This is a genomic window from Sphingobium sp. (assembly GCA_035196065.1).
GTDB lineage: Bacteria > Pseudomonadota > Alphaproteobacteria > Sphingomonadales > Sphingomonadaceae > Sphingorhabdus_B > Sphingorhabdus_B rara.
The window spans coordinates 1,123,576-1,137,288 of sequence record CP136575.1; the positions used below are offsets into that span (position 1 = coordinate 1,123,576).

Genomic DNA, 13,713 nt, shown 5'->3' on the forward strand with positions numbered 1-13,713 from the left:
AATGTCAATCCCGTTTCGATAAGCAACCTATCTTTACCTGCCCGACGCGCCCGGCAACCGGACCAGACCGAAAAGCTTACGTCCTTTCGATTCCTTGATGCGCCCTGCACTGCCCGATTTCATGACATTGCGGCGGAACAGAAAAACGCCCAGTCGCAGGATGAGAAGCGCAAACAGTCCCTGTCCGACCAGCGCAACCAGATGATACCAAAGCGTGGCATCCTGCGCGGCGCGGGCGATCATCGCAAAAGGCGAGGTGAAGGGGAAGATGCAGGCGAAGATCTCGATCGGCTGGCCCATTTTCGCAACAGTGTACATTGCGAAAAAGAAGTTGATCAACTGCAGCATCGTGACCGGCATCGAGAGCGTCTGCACCTCGCGCACCGTGGCTGCCATCGCGCCAATTCCCAGAAATAGTGAGCCGAGGATCAGATAGGCGGTCGTAAAATAGGCGATGCCGAGAAGGATGAACATCGGCCAGCCGACTGCGGGCGCAGGGAAATTGGGTAGAGCAGTCTGTGACAAGCTGGACAGCCCGAAACCGACTATCGTCCACACGGTGATGCCTACGAACGCCATGGCGAGCATCGCGAACAGCTTGCCAAGGAAAACCGCGTCCATCGGAACCGAGGCGGCGAGTATCTCGATTATCTTGTTTGCCTTCTCCTCGACCAGGTTCGAAAGGACCATGCCGGCAAGCAATATGGTGAGCATGAAAAGGATCATTTGCGATCCCTGCGCCGTGATCAGCCGTTGCTGTTTTTCATTGCCCGCACTTTGCTGAACAAGGCGCGTTTCCAACTTGGGTAAGGCCAGGGCATCGCCGCTACGCGCATGGGCGCTGAGCAGGGCGACTTCGCCGCGCCAATTGTCAACAGGCCCAGATGTGCCGGTCAAAATCGGTTGGTCTAGATTGCCGCTTAGAACCGCAGCAAGACCGTTGGACTTATCACGCAGCAGCGACTCCGGATCGGTCGCAGCGGTTGCCGGATCGAGCAGCTTCATTTCGGGCAGGCGCCGCTGGCCCATTTCGGTGGCGAGCATCTCCCGCGCGGCAATCAGCTTTTCGCCTTCAGACGCATTCATCGCGATACCGATAACCGGTCGGTCGATATCCCGCGCTACTTGTCCGCCGACCAGCCCCGCGGCTCCGCCGACGAGAAGCGGAAATAGGGGGCCGAGCAAGAAGAAGAAAAAGGCTTTGGAAAAGATGATCGCATTGAAATCCCTGCGACCAATCACGAAAGCAGCGCGAATGGTTTCGATCACAGCAGTTCCTCCGCCGTCGGTTGGTTCATTTCAGCGGCGGCATCCTCGCCGGCAATGGCGACAAAAGCGTCGTGCAGGCCGGGCCGTTCGATTGATAACGACCGAACCCCGGCCTTGCCCTCGACCAGCGCGGTCAGCAGGGGCTCGACGCCGCTATCGGGCAAAGTGAAGTGCCACCAATTGCCTTCATGGCGCGCATCATCGGGCAATGCCTTGCGCCAAGGCCCGTCGGCATTTTCGGTTTCCAGATGCACCTGCGGCTTTAACCGGTCGCGGGCGGTGGATACTAGCCCTTCGAAACTGACTTTGCCCTTTGCGATGATTGCGATCCGCTCACATAATCGTTCGGCATGGGCGATGACATGGGTTGAAAAGATGACGGTGACGCCGCGTTCCGCCTGCGCCCGGATCATCCGTTCCAACTTGGCTTGATTAAGCGCGTCGAGACCGGAGAAGGGTTCGTCTAGGACAATCAATCGCGGATTGTGAACGATCGTGCCCAACAACTGCACTGTTTGCGCCATGCCTTTTGACAATTGCCGGATTTGCCGGTCTGCGGCATAGCCCAGCCCCGCATCCTCCATTAACTGCCGTCCGCGTGCGGCTCCTTCCTTCAGCGGCAGCCCGCGCAGGGCACCCATAAAGGCGATGGTGTCGACCGCGCGCATCGACTGATACAGTCCGCGTTCCTCTGGAAGATAGCCCACGAGTTTCGACTGGCTGAGCGGCCTGTCTGAACCGAGCAGCATGCGTGTGCCTTCATCGGGGTCGATAATCCCCAGCAGCATGCGGATCGTCGTCGTCTTGCCCGCTCCGTTTGGTCCCAATATGCCGTAGATGCTGCCTTCCGGGACGTTCAGGTCGATCCCGTCAACCGCGCGAAAATCGTCGAACTTCTTGACAAGCCCGCGTGCCTCGATTGCATGCATATCGATAACTCATCCTGAAAGTGATGGACCCCAATTAGGGACGGCGCGTGAAAAGACACAAGACAAATATGGTTAACGCGCTGAAGGAGAGGGCGGCGGCCGAAGGCTTTGCCGATTGCCGGATCGCGCCCGGCAGTCTGGCACCGGTCGCCGGCGAACGGCTGCGCCAATGGCTTTCCGAAGGTCGGCATGGCGATATGCTCTGGATGGCTGACCGTGTGGATCAGCGTGCCAGCCCAGACGGCCTTTGGCCCGAAGTGCGCTCGGTGATTATGCTGGGGATGAGCTATGCCCCCGAAACCGATCCGCTGGCTGATGTGCAAGGTGCCGGGCGTATCTCTGTCTATGCCCAGCGCAAAGATTATCACGATGTCGTGAAAGGCGCACTCAAGCGGCTGGCGCAATGGTTTGTCGGGCAGACAGGCGATCAGGTGAAGGTATTTGTCGATACCGCGCCGGTGCTTGAAAAGGCAGTGGCGCAGGCTGCAGGTCTGGGCTGGCAGGGCAAGCACAGCAATTTGGTGAGCCGCGATCATGGCAGCTGGCTGTTGCTGGGTGCGATCTACACCACCGCCGAGCTGGAACCCGATGTTCCGGGCAGCGACCGCTGCGGATCTTGCAACGCCTGCCAGTCTGCCTGCCCGACCGATGCCTTTCCGGCGCCCTATCGGGTCGATGCCCGGCGCTGCGTTTCCTATCTGACGATCGAGCATAAGGGGCCGATCCCGCACGAATTTCGAAAGCCGATGGGTAACCGCATCTATGGTTGTGACGATTGCCTTGCGGTCTGCCCCTGGAACAAATTTGCGCAAACTGCCTCTGTCCATAAGGCGCTGGCGCAGCGACTGGAGCTGTCGAACATGCCGCTATCGGCGCTTCTCGCGCTTGACGATCCTGCGTTCCGCGCGCTCTTTGCAGGGACGCCGATCAAGCGGACAGGGCGAGATCGTTTCGTCCGCAATGCGGTGATCGCGGCAGGCAATAGTGGAGATTCGCGGTTGACCGAGCCATTGACGAGCTTGCTCGATGATGCGAGCCCGCTTGTCCGCGGCGCCGCGATCTGGGCATTGGCGCAGCTTGATTCCGTCCGGTTTGAAAAGGAGCGCGATGTGCGCCGCGCCGCGGAAACGGATCAGTCCGTGTGCGAGGAATGGAGGATCAGCGCGCCATCAGCGCATTGACGCATTGGGCGCGGTCAACCTCGGCGCCATCGCTGCGCCGGGCATCGATATGGGTGACGATTTCGGCACCATTGCGACCATCGGGATAGAGATAGGCGTCAAGAATGCACGCCCGCCCGCTAAATTGCAGCTTGCGGCCCTGCACTTCGATCACATCCAGTCGCGGCTGGCCGAACAAGCGGATCAGCGCATTGGCATCCTTGCCTATCACCGCCTCCAGCCCGCGGGTCGACAGCATCGGTCGGGGCGCTGGGGCCGCGCTGGCGGGCTTGTCGATCGGCACGGGCACAGCCTGCGGACGCGCTTGCGGAGCCGCCCCGCCACAGGCGGAGAGCAGCAGAGTTGCCGCAACCAGGATCATACGCTGTTTCATCGGGCCATGCTCCTCTGCTTTCCATGCGCCAGATGCACAGCGGCGCTGGTGGCCACTACGGGTACCACAAATTGCAGCAGTGGCACCATCATCCCCGCCGATCCGGCAAGCCCGAGCAGCAGCCTTTCGCCTTTGGTAAAGCCGGCAAGGTGGTGGCCGTGCCGGGCGGTCAGCATATCCTCCAGATCGCGGCCCAGCAGGATCGCGTTAACGCCTAGGAACATCAGGGGCGCGCCAAATCCGGTGATCAGCAACATCAGGTAAAAGGGCAAGGCGAGGAGGTTATAACCCAGCGCCCGCGCCGCAGAGCGCAGCCCCATGCGCAGCGATTGGATATTGGTCGGCCGCTTCCCCCGCGCCGCTTCGAACGGGTAATGGCGCGCCTCGATGATATCGATAATATCGTCGGAAAAGACCCAGGTGATTGCTACCGCGATACTGCGAAACAACACCAGCCCCGCAATCGCCATCACCGCAAATGTCGCCACCGCGCTTAACAGGTTGGAATCGGAAAGGCCCAGCGCCTCAACGGCTTGATCGATCCCGAACCACAGGCCGATGCCCAGCACGATCAGCAGCAACAGCGTCAGCACCATCACCGTCAGCAGGATCGACAGAATCCGCCTTTCAGACAGGCTCGCAAAGCCGAGCGAGATTGCACGCAACATGGGTCAGGGGAATAGTCGAGCTGTATTATGGATGCAAGTCACTCCTTGCCCGACTTGCGCAATTCCGGCCGCCGCACTAGGGCGCGACAAACGCTTTTCAGGGATGTTCCATGACCCAGCCGAAATATGATGTCCTCGCCATTGGTAACGCCATTGTGGATGTAATTTCCGACGCCGACGACGCCTTCATCGCCGCACAGGCGCTGAACAAGGGCGGGATGACGCTGATCGATGCCGATCAGGCACAGGCATTATATGACGCGATGGGCCCCGGCCGCGAGGTCAGCGGCGGCAGCGCGGCGAACACGCTGGCAGGGCTTGCCCGCCTTGGCCACAAGACCGCCTTTATCGGGCAGGTTGCCGACGACCAGTTGGGTGAGGTGTTCGCGCATGACATTCGCGCCACCGGCATCGATTTCACCGTGCCTGCCCGCCCCGGCCAGCCGCCGACCGCGCGCTGCCTGATTCTGGTGACGCCCGATGCGCAGCGCACGATGAACACCTTCCTTGGCGCGTCGCAATTTCTGCCCGCGCAACTGATCGACCCCGAATTGATCCAGAGCGCCGCGATCCTCTATCTCGAAGGCTATCTCTGGGATCCGGAAGAACCGCGCGCCGCGATGCGCAGCGCGATCGATCTGGCCCGCGCCGCCGGGCGCAAGGTAGCGCTGACCCTGTCTGACGCATTTGTCATCGCGCGCCACGGCCCCGATTTCCTGGCGGAGATGGATGCAGGGCGGATCGACATTTTGTTCGCCAATGAGGTGGAGATAAAGGCGCTTGCCGGTACCGAAGATTTTGAAGCGGCAGTGGCGCAAATTGCCGCCAAGGTGCCCTTGCTGGTCTGCACTCGTGGCGAAGATGGCGCGATTGCCGTGCAGGGCGGCGAACGGGCCGAGGTCGCGGCGGAACCGGTTGACCGGCTGGTCGATACCACTGGCGCAGGGGACCTGTTTGCCGCGGGCGTCTTTGCCGGCCTTGCGCAGGGCCGTGATCTGCAGGCCTGCCTTACCATGGGCGCTGTCTGCGCGGCAGAGGTGATCAGCCATTATGGCGCCCGGCCAGAGGCCGACATCAAGGCCTTGGTCGACGCACGGCTTGGCAACTGACGCGCCGCACCACCGCGCGGGCGTTGATTGATATCAATTCCCGCATGCGGTGCACTGTGCCACACGGGTTTCGAGGCGGAGGGGCGCAGGCAGGCGATGGATGACAGGCAGGCGAAACGGGCGCTGGTCGAACGCGGACTGGAGCGCGCGGGCGATGCGATTGGCGATATCACTGCGCCGCTAATGGAGCGTTTCTATGCCGCCTATCCCGATGCAGAGGCTAGTTTTGATCATCATGGCCTTGGCCGCCGCGCGCTGCTGGAGGCCGAGATGGTGGGCAATGTCGTCTATTGCCTGATGACCTGGTTTGAACGGCCAGAGGAAATCCGTATCATCCTTTATGATTCGATCCCGCACCATGCCGAAACGCTGAAAGTCGGGGCGGATTGGTATGCAGGGATGATCTGGGCCGGGATCGACCTGATTGAGGTGACTCTGCCAGAGGATGCCGTCGACGAACGCGCGGCATGGGCGGAGATGCGCGCCGGAATGGCAGAGGCCATCGCAAAAGCGCGCAGCTTTATCGGTTAGCCGATCACCCCTCCGGCGCAGGGGCGACGGTGACGGGGCCGATTTCACTTAGGCATTCCTTGATCGGGGCAAGATCCTCGACGCTGGTCGGCGGGTTGGCGACCAGTTCCTGCACGCTCTTGCCCGCCATCAACTTGTCGGCGGCGCAATCGCACAGCTTATCCAGATCGACATTGACGCCCTCCGGCACTTGACCCTCTGCCGTCGCCGCGCAGCTGGAAACGATCGACTGGCGCACGGTTGATTTGAGATTCTCATCCACCATCCCGCCTTCACCACAGGCAGAAAGCGCGAGCAGCGCGACGGGGGCAAAAGCAAGCGAGAAACGGATATGGCGCATCGGGGGGAACCTCCTGTCATTGTTGCGGGCTATATGGGGCGGCGCGGCGCGATGTGAAGGGGGGCTTTCCCTCTCTCCTTCAGGGGAGAGGTGCGAAGTCTTATTGCTGCAAGCAATTAGACGACGTGGAGGGGGCTGGGCATCGCCTCACAGTTTCAGCCCCTCTCCGCTGCGACTAAGCACCTTCGCTAAAGCTAAGGCGCCAAGTCTCGCTCCTCTCCCCTGAAGGAGAGAGGGTTATTTTGATTTGTCGAGCAACGGCTTCAAATAATGCCCCGTATAGCTGCGCGGCTCCTTGACCACCGCTTCCGGCGTGCCCTCCGCTACAATCTCTCCGCCTTTGACACCGCCTTCGGGGCCAAGGTCGATGATCCAGTCGGCGGTTTTGATGACGTCCAGATTATGCTCGATCACCACCACGCTGTTGCCTTGCTCGACCAGCCGGTGGAGCACCTCCAGCAATTTGCGCACATCCTCAAAATGCAGGCCGGTGGTGGGCTCATCCAATATGTAGAGCGTCTGGCCGGTGCTGCGGCGGCTGAGTTCCTTGGCGAGCTTTACGCGCTGCGCTTCGCCACCGGATAGGGTCGTTGCCTGCTGGCCGACCTTGACATAGCCGAGGCCGACCTCTGCCAGCATCGCCATCTTGTCGCGGATCGGCGGCACGGCCTTGAACACCTCCACGGCATCCTCAACCGTCATGTCGAGCACGTCGGCGATCGACAGGCCCTTCCACTTCACCTCCAGCGTTTCACGGTTATAGCGTTTGCCGTGGCATTCCTCGCACGTCACATAGACGTCGGGCAGGAAGTGCATCTCGATCTTGATCAGGCCATCGCCGCTGCAGGTTTCGCAGCGCCCGCCCTTTACGTTGAAGCTGAAACGGCCGGGTTTGTACCCACGCGCGGCGGATTCGGGCAGGCCGGCAAACCAATCACGGATATTGGTGAAGGCGCCGGTATAGGTGGCGGGGTTTGATCGCGGGGTGCGGCCGATGGGCGATTGGTCGATGTCGATCACCTTGTCGCAATGTTCAAGGCCGGTGACCTTGTCATGCGCGCCCGCAATCACCCGCGCGCCGTTCAATGTGCGCGCCGCGGCGGCATAGAGCGTGTCGATGGTGAAGCTGGATTTGCCGCTGCCCGATACGCCGGTGATGCAGCAGAATGTTCCCAAGGGAATGGATGCCGTGACATTTTTCAGATTGTTGGCGCGGGCGCCGTGCAGCGTCAATTTCTTGCCATTGCCCTTGCGCCGCTTTTTCGGAACGGCGATTTCGCGCGTACCGTTCAGATAATCGGCAGTCAGGCTGCCCTTAGCCTTCAGGATTTTTTTCAGCGGGCCTTCGGCAATCACTTCGCCGCCATGCACGCCCGCGCCGGGGCCCAGATCGACGATCCAGTCGGCGGTGCGGATTGCATCTTCATCATGTTCGACAACGATCACTGTGTTGCCCAGATCGCGCAGCCGGCGCAGCGTGGCCAGCAGCCGGTCATTATCCTTTTGGTGCAGGCCGATGCTGGGTTCATCGAGCACATAGAGCACGCCCGACAGGCCCGATCCGATCTGGCTGGCAAGGCGGATGCGCTGGCTCTCCCCCCCGCTCAAGGTGCCGCTGGTGCGATCAAGGTTCAGATAATCGAGCCCGACATTGTTGAGGAAGCCGAGGCGTTCGTTGATCTCTTTCAGGATCGCCTTGGCAATCTGGCTTTGCGTCGGGGTCAATTGCGCGTCGAGATTGCTGAACCAGCCGAGCGCGTCGGCAACGCTCATCCGCGTGGGTTCGGATATGTTCGCGCCGCCCACCCGCACGCTCAGCGCCTCCGGCTTCAGTCTTGCACCATGGCAGGTCTCGCACGGCTGGCTGGTCTGGAACTTGCCCAGTTCCTCCCGCATCCAGGCGCTGTCGGTTTGCAACATGCGGCGGTTCAAATTGCCGATCACGCCTTCAAAGGCCTTGCGCACGGTATATTCTTTGCGCCCGTCGATGAAGGTCAGCTCCACCGGCATGCCGCCGGTGCCGTATAGGATGATCAGCCGCTGGTCGGGCTCCAGTTTCATCCACGGCGTTGTCAGGTCAAAACCATAGGCTTTCGCTAGCGAGCTGAGCACCTGCATATAATAGGGGCTGGGTGGGTTGGATTTCGCCCATGGCACAACCGCCCCCTGCTTCAGGCTCAGCGCTTCATTGGGGACGACCAGCTGCGGATCAAATTCCAGCCGCTCGCCCAGCCCGTCACAATCGGGGCAGGCACCCTGCGGCGCGTTAAAGCTGAACAGCCGGGGCTCAATCTCCGCCAGGGTAAAGCCGCTGACCGGGCAGGCGAATTTCTCGCTGAATACGATGCGGTTGGGCGGCAGGCCGGTGCCTTTCATCGCGCCCCCAGTCACGTTCGTGGTGACGTTGGTAGGGGCAGGAGTGAAGGTCGCCCGTGCCTCGCCGAACGCTGTCGGCACGGCATCTGCGGCGCCCGTCGCCTCTGCAACGGTGGTGTCGGCCAGATCGACATAGGCTAGCCCTTCGGCCAGTTTCAGCGCCTGTTCAAACGAGTCCGCTAGACGCGTCTGAATCCCGTCCTTCACGACGATGCGGTCGACGACGACCTCAATGTCATGCTTATACTTCTTGTCGAGCGCGGGGGCTTCCTCAATGGCGTAAAATTCGCCGTCGATGCGCACACGGGTATAGCCCGCTTTCTGCCATTCGAGCAGTTCCTTGCGATATTCGCCCTTGCGCCCGCGAACCGCCGGGGCGAGCAGATAGGCGCGCGTGCCTTCGGGCAATTGCATCACCCGATCGACCATCTGCGTCACCGTCTGCGCGGTGATCGGCAGGCCGGTGGCCGGCGAATAGGGCACGCCGACCCGCGCCCATAACAGGCGCATATAGTCATAGATTTCGGTGACCGTTGCGACGGTCGAGCGGGGATTGCGCGACGTGGTTTTCTGCTCGATGCTGATCGCGGGGGAAAGGCCTTCGATATGCTCAACATCGGGCTTTTGCATCATTTCCAGGAACTGGCGTGCATAGGCGCTCAGGCTCTCGACATAGCGGCGCTGACCTTCGGCGTAGATGGTGTCGAACGCCAGGCTTGATTTGCCGCTGCCCGACAGGCCGGTGATCACGATTAATTGATCGCGCGGCAGATCGATATCCACGCCTTTGAGATTATGTTCACGCGCACCGCGCACACGGATGTGGGTCAGACTCATGGGATGGGTATGTTCCAGATTTGTTCGCTGCGCGCAAGAGGGCGCCCCTGTTCGCCGCTGAAATGGAACCCGCGAGGGGGTTTGGCAACCCCGCGCTTTTGCTGTAACCTGCGGACATGCATCGTGGGGCAAGATTCGCCGCTTCGTTCGGCGCAATGTTGGTAGCCTTTGGCGCGCCGGTTGACGCGCAACCATTGCCTGCGCAATCCGAAATTCAGTTCGTGCCCGGCACGGGAGAACCTGCCGCCGTTATAACCCCCATGCCGCGACGCCTTGCCTGCCCTGCGCTGCCCGAGCGGCGCCAAAAGTTAGCGCTGCTTTACCTTGAAATGCCGGCTACGCCTGCGACCTCTGCCGAAATGTCCGTGCCCGCCCCCCCGCCCCGCCGCCTTGACCGTGCGTTGCTGGAAGAGGCGCTGGCAAGTTATGACCTGCACGTCTGCCAGCGCGGCAGCGGCATCGGCCCTGCGGAAATAGTCGTGGTCGATTTCGCACGGCACAGCACCGAACCCCGGCTCTACATTGTCGATCTCGAAAAGGGCGATGGCATCGATACGCCGATTGTCGTCGCACATGGAATCGGATCAGACCCCGATGATGATGGCTATGCTACCGCCTTCGGCAATGCCCAAGAAAGCTGGATGTCCTCGCTCGGAGCGGCGCGCGGTGCCGAACTGTATCGCGGTCGCAACGGCCTGTCGTTGCGGCTTGACGGGTTGGACCCTTCGAACAGCGCGATGCGGCCACGCGACATTGTCGTCCACAGCTATGCCCCCGAAAGGCGGCGCTATTTCCATTACAGCCATGTCGCGGCACGCGGCGGTAAGCCGGGGACGAGCGAAGGCTGTTTTGTCGTTGAACCGCACCATCGTGACCGGCTTTATGATCGGCTGCGCGATGGCGGATTCCTCTATGCGGGGCTGGGCAAGGACAGCGCCGCCTGGCGGCAGCAGTTTCTGCCCGTAAGGCCGATCACACCATGGCAGGGCGAAGTGATTTTCGCCCCCGGGACCGGGAACTAGATATCAGGTAATCGCGCTGCCGATCCGCGCGATAGCAATTTTTGGAACATCCGCCGCGCCGCGAACAACCCCCAGATCGACAAGCCAAGCAGCGTGATCCCGATGACCGCTGCGGCAACCGGATTGGCAAAGGCCAGCGCAAGCAAGCTGCCGGTGGCGACGTCCTCTACGGTGGATAGCACGATGTTGCTGACCGGTTCGGGGCTGGTGTTCACCGCTGCGCGCGCGGTTGCCTTGGTCGCATGGCTGGCAAAGGCTGCCCCACCGCCCAAAAGGAAAACGATCACTTGCCAGACGGGATCACCGGCATCGACAACCGCGAGGGCAAGTAGCGCGCCGCCGAGCGGACGGATCAATGTGTTCAGCCCGTCCCAGATCGAGTCGAGCCAGAGGATCTTGTCGGCGAAAAATTCGGCAACCGCCCCGACACCTGCGGTCCCGATCACCCAGGGATTGGCGAGTGCCTCCAGCATTTTCAGATTTTCGGGTAGGTCAACATAACCAAAGTGCATCGCAAGGCCGGTGGCGAACACGGTGAGGTACAGCCGCCACCCGGATAACAGGCTGACGCTGGCTGCAAGGCCAAGCAGTTCGACAATTCCCATCCGGCCTCTCCCTGAAACAAGGTCTGGATCGGGCAATGGTGCCATTATGCCAATCAACTAGCAACCTAGGGACGTTACCGATATTCGGTTTCCGGCATTTCAGCGGACGCCTCCGGCAGCAACGCATCCCTGTTTAGGGTACTTTGCCAGATTTGTCGCATCTCGCGCCGGATCGCCGGGCGCTCGGCAGGCGGTGCATCGCGCAACTGTGCGCGCAGTTCCCGCAGCCGTTGCTGCGCATCGACAGGCATCGCCTGCCACGCCGCCTGCCGCGCAGCCACCCGCTCTGGATCAGGACGCAGGCGAGGCGTTGGATCGATCAGCGACGATGATGACTGGGCGGATGTCGCCCGGCGTTCGGCCATTGAGTTGCGCCGTGCCTCGATCACCTCTGCCCGCCGTGCCTGCATCATAGCCGCGCTGGCCTTGAGGTCATCAATGCTAATTTCGCCACGGTCGATCATCGCGCGCACTTCCTGCCTTGCCATTGCGCGCCGTTCATCGGGCGGCAGTCGGCGGAATTCGGGATTGGCGCGCAAACGCTTGTGCAGATCGCGCAGTGCGTGTCGTGCCTTGATCGGATCGGCTACCGGAATTTGCGCTACGTCCCTAGCCGGCGCTGGGGCTTTGATCGTTTTGCTTTCCACTTTTGGCGCAGCGGCGACTTGTGATGGTAGTTCGACGAATTTTGCCTTTGCCAGCGTCTCGCTGACGACCGGGACATAGATCGGATCGCCAAAGGCGCCGGAGGCAGAGGCGGTCGCAGAGGCGATCCCCAGCGCGGTGACGGCCATCACCAATCGGCCCGAACGCCGCCAGACGCCGGCAGCATGGCGGCGCGAGAACGGTGGAGGCGTGCTGCCTACTTCGACGTTTGCGGGAAGGTCGCCTGCCTCGATCCGTGCAACCAGTCGGTCGGCAAAGCCCCGGGGCAGTGGAGGTGGCGACAACCGGTCAAGCGCGGCGGTGATATGTGATGGGAAAGCGGCATCGCTCATGCGGTGACGCCTTTGCCTTCGATGCAGCTGCGCAGGCTGGCGCGCGCCCGGAACAGTAGCGATTCAAATGCTTTCAACTGCATCGCCAAAACCTCTGCCGCGATGCGGTTCTGTTGTTCCTCATAATAGGTCAGCACCACCGCCGCGCGCTGGCGATCGGGCAGTGCTTCAATACAAGCAGCAACCGCAGCGCGCAGTTGGTTGGTTTCGATTGCGCTATCGGCCAACGGGCTTTCATCGCGGCGTTCTGGCAACGCCCCGTCAGATACGAAGCGCCGCCGCCGCAACCTGTCGAGACTGGCATTGGTGGCAATGCGGGTCAGCCATGCGGCAACGCCAGGGCCGCCGGGCTGCCACCGGTCGGCAAATTGCCACAGTCGCAAAAGTGCATCTTGCGCTACATCCTCTGCCTCCGTCGGGTCTGCCAGCATGCGGTATGCGATACGCCAGGGCAGCTCTGCATGGCGTTCGGCCAGCTGGCGCAGCGCATCCCTATCACGCGCCTCTACGCGCGCCATCAGCGCGTCGTCGCTTTCATGTGCCGATGCCGGCACGGGGGCTGCTTTACTCGTCATGGCCTGTCACCTCCTATAACGCGCGGATTGCCAAAACCCTTCGTGTAAAAAATCATGGCTTGTCAGCGCGTCCTTTTAGTGTTGCAAGGCGTTCGATGTCCGATGAAAAACTGATCCATCCCGTTACTGGCGAAGTGTTGTCGCCTGCGACTCCCGCTGCCACCATGGTGATTTTCCGCAACAATCCCGAGGGGGGTCCGCCATTGATTCTGATGGTCGAACGGGTGAAATCGATGGTCTTTGCCGGGGGAGCGGTCGTCTTTCCGGGCGGCAAGGTAGACGATCATGACCGCGCCTTTGCCGGCATTCTCGATCATGGCCTAGATCTGCATGAAGCCGCAGCGCGGTTGGCAGTCATCCGCGAAACAATCGAGGAGGCAGGGCTTGCCCTCGCGTTGGACGGGGTCAGCAATCCTGCCGATTGCGCCGAAGCACGGGCAGCGTTGCACGATGGCGCGAGCCTCAAGGAAATCTGTGACGACTATGGCTGGACGCCACGGCTGGACCAACTCGTCCCCTGGGCGCGCTGGCGTCCGCCGAGCATGGAAACGCGGGTGTTCGACACGCGTTTTTACCTGCTCGATGCAGGCGACACGCATTTGCCCGCAGTGGTCGATAATACCGAAAACCGGATGCTGTTTTGGGATAGCGCCCAGGGCGTGCTCGATCGGTTGGCGCGCAAGGAGGTGAAGGCGATCTTTCCCACGGTGCGCAACCTTGAACGATTGGCGCTGTTCCAAAGCTTTGCCGAAACGGCAGCCCATGCTGCGGAATATCCTTCCGAACTCATGCTCACTTATGTCGAGGAACGCGACGGGGTGACGCATATCTGCATTCCCGAAGGCTTCGGCTATCCGGTAACGGCTGAGGCAATAACCTCCGCACTGCGCGGTTAAAGGG

The 13,713-nt window shown here is 61.3% G+C and carries 14 protein-coding genes; 5 read left to right on the forward strand and 9 right to left on the reverse strand.

The window, feature by feature from the left end:
* Window positions 1–33: 33 nt before the first annotated feature.
* Both RSE16_05335 and RSE16_05340 read right to left on the reverse strand, forming a co-directional pair.
* Window positions 34–1,269, reverse strand: a complete 1,236-nt coding sequence (locus RSE16_05335) for an ABC transporter permease (protein ID WRH76889.1) — start codon at window positions 1,267–1,269, stop codon at window positions 34–36.
* On the reverse strand, window positions 1,266–2,198 hold the full coding sequence (locus tag RSE16_05340; GenBank protein WRH76890.1) for an ATP-binding cassette domain-containing protein: 933 nt from the start codon (window positions 2,196–2,198) through the stop codon (window positions 1,266–1,268). The genes RSE16_05335 and RSE16_05340 overlap by 4 nt, the downstream gene beginning before the upstream one ends.
* A 68-nt stretch (window positions 2,199–2,266) precedes the next feature.
* Here RSE16_05340 and queG point away from each other — a divergent pair, with 68 nt between their 5' ends.
* On the forward strand, window positions 2,267–3,379 hold the full coding sequence (queG, locus tag RSE16_05345) for a tRNA epoxyqueuosine(34) reductase QueG (protein WRH77304.1): 1,113 nt from the start codon (window positions 2,267–2,269) through the stop codon (window positions 3,377–3,379).
* Here queG and RSE16_05350 read toward each other — a convergent pair.
* Together RSE16_05350 and RSE16_05355 are read right to left on the reverse strand one after the other, a co-directional pair.
* Complete coding sequence (locus RSE16_05350; GenBank protein WRH76891.1) at window positions 3,357–3,752, reverse strand: hypothetical protein; 396 nt, start codon at window positions 3,750–3,752, stop codon at window positions 3,357–3,359. The genes queG and RSE16_05350 overlap by 23 nt on opposite strands.
* Window positions 3,749–4,420 (reverse strand): EI24 domain-containing protein, encoded by a 672-nt coding sequence (locus RSE16_05355; GenBank protein WRH76892.1) that lies wholly within the window; start codon window positions 4,418–4,420, stop codon window positions 3,749–3,751. The genes RSE16_05350 and RSE16_05355 overlap by 4 nt, the downstream gene beginning before the upstream one ends.
* Before the next feature lie 110 nt (window positions 4,421–4,530).
* Between RSE16_05355 and RSE16_05360 the strand changes: the two genes are divergently transcribed.
* Window positions 4,531–5,529, forward strand: coding sequence for an adenosine kinase (locus tag RSE16_05360; GenBank protein ID WRH76893.1), 999 nt, complete (start codon window positions 4,531–4,533; stop codon window positions 5,527–5,529).
* Between the two features lie 96 nt (window positions 5,530–5,625).
* A complete protein-coding gene (locus RSE16_05365; GenBank protein ID WRH76894.1) occupies window positions 5,626–6,060 on the forward strand; it encodes a hypothetical protein in 435 nt (144 codons plus the stop codon).
* Window positions 6,061–6,064: 4 nt separating this feature from the next.
* Here the strand turns inward: RSE16_05365 and RSE16_05370 are convergent, their stop codons facing one another.
* Window positions 6,065–6,400 carry a hypothetical protein gene (locus tag RSE16_05370; GenBank protein ID WRH76895.1) on the reverse strand — a complete coding sequence of 112 codons (336 nt, stop codon included), beginning with the start codon at window positions 6,398–6,400 and terminating at the stop codon, window positions 6,065–6,067.
* 237 nt (window positions 6,401–6,637) lie between these two features.
* Window positions 6,638–9,613: an excinuclease ABC subunit UvrA gene (gene uvrA / locus RSE16_05375; GenBank protein WRH76896.1), complete on the reverse strand. Its 2,976-nt coding sequence runs from the start codon at window positions 9,611–9,613 to the stop codon at window positions 6,638–6,640.
* A gap of 155 nt (window positions 9,614–9,768) precedes the next feature.
* On the opposite strand from uvrA, the gene RSE16_05380 reads away from it, so the two are divergent.
* Window positions 9,769–10,635 (forward strand): murein L,D-transpeptidase catalytic domain family protein, encoded by an 867-nt coding sequence (locus RSE16_05380; protein ID WRH76897.1) that lies wholly within the window; start codon window positions 9,769–9,771, stop codon window positions 10,633–10,635.
* Here the strand turns inward: RSE16_05380 and RSE16_05385 are convergent.
* The 3 genes from RSE16_05385 to RSE16_05395 all read right to left on the reverse strand — a co-directional run bounded on the left by RSE16_05385 (window position 10,632) and on the right by RSE16_05395 (window position 12,813).
* A complete protein-coding gene (locus RSE16_05385) occupies window positions 10,632–11,240 on the reverse strand; it encodes a DUF4126 domain-containing protein (protein ID WRH76898.1) in 609 nt (202 codons plus the stop codon). The genes RSE16_05380 and RSE16_05385 overlap by 4 nt on opposite strands.
* Window positions 11,241–11,314: 74 nt before the next feature.
* Window positions 11,315–12,238 (reverse strand): hypothetical protein, encoded by a 924-nt coding sequence (locus tag RSE16_05390; GenBank protein WRH76899.1) that lies wholly within the window; start codon window positions 12,236–12,238, stop codon window positions 11,315–11,317.
* A complete protein-coding gene (locus RSE16_05395) occupies window positions 12,235–12,813 on the reverse strand; it encodes a sigma-70 family RNA polymerase sigma factor (GenBank protein WRH76900.1) in 579 nt (192 codons plus the stop codon). Before RSE16_05395 ends, RSE16_05390 begins: the two co-directional genes overlap by 4 nt.
* 95 nt (window positions 12,814–12,908) lie before the next feature.
* Between RSE16_05395 and RSE16_05400 the strand changes: the two genes are divergently transcribed.
* Window positions 12,909–13,709, forward strand: a complete 801-nt coding sequence (locus RSE16_05400; protein ID WRH76901.1) for an NUDIX domain-containing protein — start codon at window positions 12,909–12,911, stop codon at window positions 13,707–13,709.
* Window positions 13,710–13,713: the final 4 nt, after the last annotated feature.